The following is a 6,210-nucleotide window of genomic DNA, read 5'->3' on the forward strand; positions in this document are numbered from 1 at the left end:
CCGGCAGTAGTCAAATTGCCGTAGTTCCCAGCGCGGGGCCTGCCGCAGGAAACCAAGATTGGGCGAAATATTACGACCAACGCTTGGCCGCAAGTACCACGCGATTATGGAATAATATTGATATGGTTCCGCACGCCTGGGAAGTCAGTTTACTAAGTAAGATCCCAACACTGTATAGCCCAGCAATTCCGGCCTCCGTTTTAATTAAAGGGCTAACAGACATTGCCATTTTAAATTCTAAACTCGCAGGTGTTATGCTACACGAATGCTGTGATACACAGCCGCTAATGGGCACCATTAATACCCAACTAGAATTAACGCTCAGCAATATTATTACCTACCTAGAGGTAACGCTCAGTAATAATGTTATTGAAAAAGTCGGGCAAGAAAAACATTGGTCCGCGCTTGAAATTGCGCTACTAAAAGATGCTATTGATGATTTAATAAAACAACTTCGCGCTAAAAATTCAGCCGAAAAATTCTTAGTTAAAGAACTACACAAACACTTTTCCGGTCTTACCCTTAAAAAACACTCAACCCACGCCGGCCCCATTAAAAGCATTTATGATTTTATTGAGTTTCTACTACAAGCCGCTTACCAGCACACCTCTGCGTACAGTACGCTAATGGGTATAGAAGCCTTTACCGATTTAGCAACCGAGATTAACAAGCAAAACCAATAACGCATTAACGCATTAACGCCGCAATCGATTTCAACCTTGAAGCCACCGGCTGCGGCGCTATGCTCACCTCCCCACCCAAACAGCACATCAGCCTAATGCCCCTTACGCGGAGACCAGGCTTGAATAAAAATCAGATAACGCTTGTTTATCATGATTAAAGTGATCATCTATCCAAGCTTGATAACAATCCTGCGCCTGCATCACAGATAGGTTCCCATTCAATCGCTGGCAACTGACATGAGCCGCGAAAATACCCGACATCAATGCTTTCAGCACACCGTGTGAACTAGCCGGGTCCAGCACAAAACCTGCATCACCGACCTTAAAAAAATTGCCTTGCGAACAATACTCAGCTTTTCGCCAAGTAACATCAGCACCGCGAATCGGGCCAATCGCTTTGGCGTGGGCTAATTCGGCAGGTGGTTTTTTCAAGGGGCGATGCAGTGTTTTTTCCGCATCACCGTGTAGTGCATTATCATTTTCAATTAACTGAAGGTCCGCAGGCGATCCGTTAAACGTTAATTGCGTCCAATGTAATTGCTCTGCATTAATACCCGCCAGCCATAACCAACGATTAGCGCTGGCATTAAAACAAGGATCAAGAAAATCGATCGCGCTTTTTTCCACATAACCATAACGGGCATACAGCGGTTGGCTGTAGGGCGTAACCGCGTGATTAAGCTGTCGCGATAACCAATGGCTGGCACCGGAGGCATCGATAACAATATCAGCTACCCACTCCCCCTGCGGTACAGTACTAATACAATACCTCTCGCCTAACTTCTTAATTGCACTTGCCTTACAAGGCTGAAGTATCGTCGCACCCAACTCAGCAGCGACACCCAGTAATTTTTGATCAAGCGTAGCGCGTGGAATATGAAACCCCTGCCATGGCCCGGCCGCATCACAGCCAAAAGGCTGAAATTGGCGTTTGCCGCAAGCCTCCTGCCAGTGGCCGGTAAAACGCGTAAACTCATTAAGCCACTGGGATGTGAGCCCTAACTGCAGTAATAGGGGCTCGATGCCGGGATGTAAAGATTCCCCTGGCCGGTGCCGAGGAAAAGCTTGCTGCTCAATAAGGGTAACGCTTAAACCATATTGGCGCGCACTAATGGCGGCGGCCGCACCGGCAGGGCCACCCCCAATAATCACTACCTGTACATCCGCCATTGCTAAGCGTCTTGCAGCGCCCACTGGCTTCGGCGCTGCGAACCATCGCCTTGCTTAAGCCGCATTAACACACCGCCATCCGTACCCACAAACACCACCCAGCTAATAACCACTTGCCGTGTTGTGTAATGGCCACTGGCATCCGTATTGGTCGGCGCACTCACATTAACTTGCCCATTAAAACGATTATTAAAACCTTCAACACGATATATAGGGCCGGTTAATTCGGTATTCGTTTGTTCTTGCGCCTGCTCTAACTCAACATCCAGTGCAGCCACGGATTTAAACGATACGATATGCGCATTTTCTTTATTATCAATTTCACCAATTGCACGATAAGTGCGTAACATGGTCAATAAGCGCCGCTGATATTCTTCAAAAGAAATTTTCGCAGTTTGTGCGATAGATAACTTCCCTTCTAGCGCATTACGCGTGTAATCCGCGCGTGGGTAATCGGGGTATTGCACCGTAATATTTTCGCCATTTTGCTCGGTAATATGTGGCCCGATTAAGCCATCCCAGCTGGGCTTATCACCAACACCCATTTCATCATCGGTCAGCGGTACTACGCTACCCGCCGAAAAAGGCACTTCAAAAAAGGTGCGTGTCGTATCCGGTGCAGCCGCTGGCCAAAAGGTACTTAGTGCCGCACATAACTTGGCATCTTCAGGGAATGGGCTACCCAAACCATAAGCCGCTAAATGATTCGTATTTTGGCCATCTTCTTTTTGGGTATCAAAGCTGGTATCCCAACCCGGTGCAAAAACACCTGCGGCCCCGTCGGGCAAAAAGGTATTGCGCCGTGTATTGGGCATTTTTCTAACGTTATTGGGTAAACCATTCGATGGCGTTTGCACTAATGAAACTATCGCACTACCGGTAATATCATCGGCAACAAAAGGTGTACTCGGCATTTGAATATTAGCCGCCATGCGAATATCGGATAGCGGAACAGGCTCGGCTCGCCATACACTTTCCCAATATCCATTGTCCACCAACCATTGCCACCAACTAGGCAACTGACCATTATTCGCTTTATTGGGTATTTCGTTTTTCCACCACTGGTAAATAAAACGCTGGCGCACTCGCGGGAAAAAGTCGGGGGCAGAAACCAGCGAATAAGCACTTACGGCAGCTAAGGTTTGACCATTATTTTGAAGTGGCTGCTGGCCATCATGTGTTATTACGGGGGTAATAAAACCATCCGCCGCAAAGTCTAAATAATGCAGCGCGGTATAACCGCCTTGCTTAGTAATATTTATCACATTAGGATTATCACTTAAGCTTGTAGTGCTGCCATCATCTTCAACCTGCTCGCGCACGTGAGCATACTCCGGCCATGGCCGCGCGCCCTGCTCGGCCTGCATAGCCAAGCTTGGCGCAAAAGAATCGTAAAATACACTACTACCATCCGATGACATTTCCGGGCTAGTAAAACCAACGGGTCGATTATTATCTGTCGCAGCGGCCACTAATGGGTGCGGTACAGGGCACAACAAGCCCTCACCAAAATCGTTAGCTAATTGCCAGCCGGCTAGGTTTTCACTTAAACGGTATGGCGCCTCGCCGAGTGCACTTTCGGGAATCCCCGCGTTCGCTTTATCGTTTAGTAAATGGCCAAATTTTTCGAGCTTTTGATTATAGTGCTGCGCTTGCTGGTCAACCTCAAGGCTTAAGCCCTGTAAACATTCATCGCCTTTAAACAACTTATGCAATGGCACCCAAAAACTATTCTGGCGGTCGTCAATGCTAGTGCTACCGCTACTTGTACTTAAGCTATCCGCAGGACCAAACACATCCTTTCGCCCTTTCGCCCGCACGGCAATATACGGTGAATAACGGCAAGGCAAGACGCGAATACTGTGAAGGTCGTCCCCTTCCACGAATGGGCTAAAACCCCGAAGCTCCGGTTGATATTGCGCCGGCGCCGTGCCTACGCGCGCAATACCGGTACGCGAAAAACACTGATCGGCATATTCGCCATGCACCGTTGTACCCGCCGTGCGATATTCAACGCTAAAACTACAAACCGCTAGCTCTACCGGCGCACCGTCCGAAAACCCCAACTGCTCACGCGCTTGCTGCTCCAGCGATTCAAATGTGGCACCGACGGCAGCAAAGATAAAGTTTTCAAGAGTGTCCAATAACGCCAAACTGGGGAAGTGCATTAACTCAAAGCCATCGGGCGAAGCAATAACATTAGGCGAAGCCAACGCATGGTAAAGCAAGCTTTGCGCGGGAATACCCGGAGTCACCAATAACTGCCCTTCGCTATGAAAGTCCTCAAAGCCAGGCAGGGTGTAATCAATATCCAGCAACGCGGAGGTTAAATGGTCGCTCAATAACGGCGCGTCCATAGCCTTTAGCCCCTCAATATCAAATACCCAACCCTGATGATTAAACAACGCCACCCAACCGGGGTCCTTCTCAAATAACGCAACAAGCTGTGCTTTAAGTGTGGTAATTAACGCCATAATGTCCGCCTTTTGTCTATTGACTGAGTAATTAGGGGCGAGTATATAACAGGGTATCTTCTTTAGGTGATTTCAACGGTTAGGGATTGATGGCTCGGTAGATCACCGATAAAAAAATTCGCTGCCTAAGGCGATATTTTTACCCGATGACCGCCATTGTCTGTAAACGCTTATCCACCAAGCTGGAAGCAAGTGCCTGTCCTGCTATCTTGTTATTGCTGAATGGTTAACGATTAATCCAGCGAAAAAGTACCGGGGTTATTTTTTGTGGGCAAGGTTTTGGATGTAACGGGTGGCTTGGCGGGTTTAATTTTCAATGGGCTTGGCTAGTGGTTATTGTGCGGCGCAGTTGGTTTAGTGTTTGGGCGTAATATTGGGTAATGTTTTTTTGTTGGAGGATGGGTTAGGGTTGGAGAAGTTTAATTGGCTTGACTGGGCTGAGTTTTGGTCAGGACGGTGCCGGCACGAACCTCTGGGGCACGCGGTGAATACCTCCTTGTACGCTCTGCACAAACATCCTGTTTGTGACGGCCCCAGAGATTCGTTCCGGCACCTTTTTATCCACGCCCGATCATTACCTGTAAGGTGATTTGAGATGTGACTGGTTAGAGCGTCAGGTGAACCCAAACAGCGACCTTACTGCCGAATGGCTAGGGGTCATTGAAAGCGATGTCGATAAATGCCTAGATGTAGACACAAGCTTGATGTTGGGAGATGGCTATATTTAGTCATTTAGGTATAGTTGTGGACATAAAGGTCTATATGTGACCATGAACGTGAATCAAATGTTAGAAGCTTATGAGTATTAACCAATGGAGTAAAAAGGGTAATTTGTTTCTTTGGTCCTATTCCCCAAAAAAGAAAAATTATCCGGGCTGGCACATGAATGCAGATAAGGAAGGTTATTCTTCTTTAATAGATTATCTTAATGCTCTATTTGAATGCTCTTCAGATAGCTGGAGGACGATATCACTAGATAGGAAGGGCAAAGACCAGTTGTTAGGACACCCTAGAGATCAAAGACCCTCGCATAAACTGGTCATAAAGCAGCATGAGAACCCAAGTGGATGGTCTTTTGAAGTTGATGAAGAGAAAACGTATTTTTCAGTAGGTAAGAACAATCTTAAAATGTTAGTTGATGGAATAAACAATGCAAAAACTGGTAGTTGGGACTTTTCAATAGGAACAAAGAATGGGGAGAGCTTGTGGTTCTGGTAAAGCTTTTAAAAAACAGTTGCACCATTAGCCGTCTAAATCCGTTGCTCCGCAACGCCGGGCTAGGACTCAAAACCGCTGCGCGTTTTTTCGCCGGTAAACAAATAAGTTAGAAGTCCTTAATTATCGACCAAAAGAGACACTCACTCTAAAAAACAATCAAAACTGTTCGCCTGCTGTATCAGACCAAGCAGCATTTTTCAGATAAAGCCGTAGGCCCGCAGTCTTATGACCGCAGGCCAACTAAAAGAGACACTCACTCTAAAAAATAATAAAACTACCCGCCTCCGGCATCAGACCAAGCAATATTTTCAGATAAAGCGCTAAGCCCGCTGCCTTATAACCGCAGGCGACTTAAAACGAGTGCCTGTCCCAGCTATTTTACTGGGCCGCTCAAGCCACCCCTGGGCGCTATGCAAGCGTTCCTGCTTCTTGAATACCCAGAAAATAATCAATTCGCCTTTTTGGTGAGTATGATTCGAGCCCGCCTGAATAGTTACTAGAAAAATCACATACCCGCCATACAGGCAAAAAAAAGACCCTTAAGGTCTTTTAGATTAAAAGCCTTAACTACTGACGCTGAAGTCGGTTCAAACCATTTAAAGCCGCAACGCGATAAGCCTCGGCCATTGTCGGGTAGTTGAACGTGGTATTCGTGAAATAATTAA

4 protein-coding genes and 1 pseudogene are annotated in these 6,210 nt (G+C 47.0%); 3 read left to right on the forward strand and 2 right to left on the reverse strand.

Going from position 1 to position 6,210, the window contains the following annotated elements:
• Positions 1 to 683 (forward strand): hypothetical protein (locus tag AC3A8L_RS18950; RefSeq protein WP_487963843.1); only part of this gene is annotated, 683 nt, incomplete at its 5' end.
• Positions 684 to 785: 102 nt separating this feature from the next.
• Here AC3A8L_RS18950 and AC3A8L_RS18955 read toward each other — a convergent pair.
• Together AC3A8L_RS18955 and AC3A8L_RS18960 are read right to left on the reverse strand one after the other, a co-directional pair.
• Positions 786 to 1,853: an NAD(P)/FAD-dependent oxidoreductase gene (locus tag AC3A8L_RS18955; protein ID WP_487963844.1), complete on the reverse strand. Its 1,068-nt coding sequence runs from the start codon at positions 1,851 to 1,853 to the stop codon at positions 786 to 788.
• 2 nt (positions 1,854 to 1,855) lie between these two features.
• Positions 1,856 to 4,327 carry a hypothetical protein gene (locus tag AC3A8L_RS18960; RefSeq protein WP_487963845.1) on the reverse strand — a complete coding sequence of 824 codons (2,472 nt, stop codon included), beginning with the start codon at positions 4,325 to 4,327 and terminating at the stop codon, positions 1,856 to 1,858.
• A 240-nt stretch (positions 4,328 to 4,567) separates the two neighbouring features.
• Here AC3A8L_RS18960 and AC3A8L_RS18965 point away from each other — a divergent pair.
• Together AC3A8L_RS18965 and AC3A8L_RS18970 are read left to right on the forward strand one after the other, a co-directional pair.
• Positions 4,568 to 4,685: pseudogene (locus AC3A8L_RS18965) on the forward strand (NAD(P)/FAD-dependent oxidoreductase); the annotation flags it as partial.
• A gap of 524 nt (positions 4,686 to 5,209) precedes the next feature.
• Positions 5,210 to 5,545, forward strand: a complete 336-nt coding sequence (locus AC3A8L_RS18970) for a hypothetical protein (RefSeq protein ID WP_487963846.1) — start codon at positions 5,210 to 5,212, stop codon at positions 5,543 to 5,545.
• The last annotated feature ends 665 nt before the right edge of the window (positions 5,546 to 6,210 follow it).

The organism is Marinagarivorans sp., assembly GCF_982758155.1.

Bases quoted from the DNA above. Each gene is read 5' to 3' on its own strand.
- AC3A8L_RS18970 (WP_487963846.1), top strand. From the start codon at position 5,210: ATGAATGCAGATAAGGAAGGTTATTCTTCTTTAATAGATTATCTTAAT.
- AC3A8L_RS18955 (WP_487963844.1), bottom strand. From the start codon at position 1,853: ATGGCGGATGTACAGGTAGTGATTATTGGGGGTGGCCCTGCCGGTGCG.
- AC3A8L_RS18960 (WP_487963845.1), bottom strand. From the start codon at position 4,327: ATGGCGTTAATTACCACACTTAAAGCACAGCTTGTTGCGTTATTTGAG.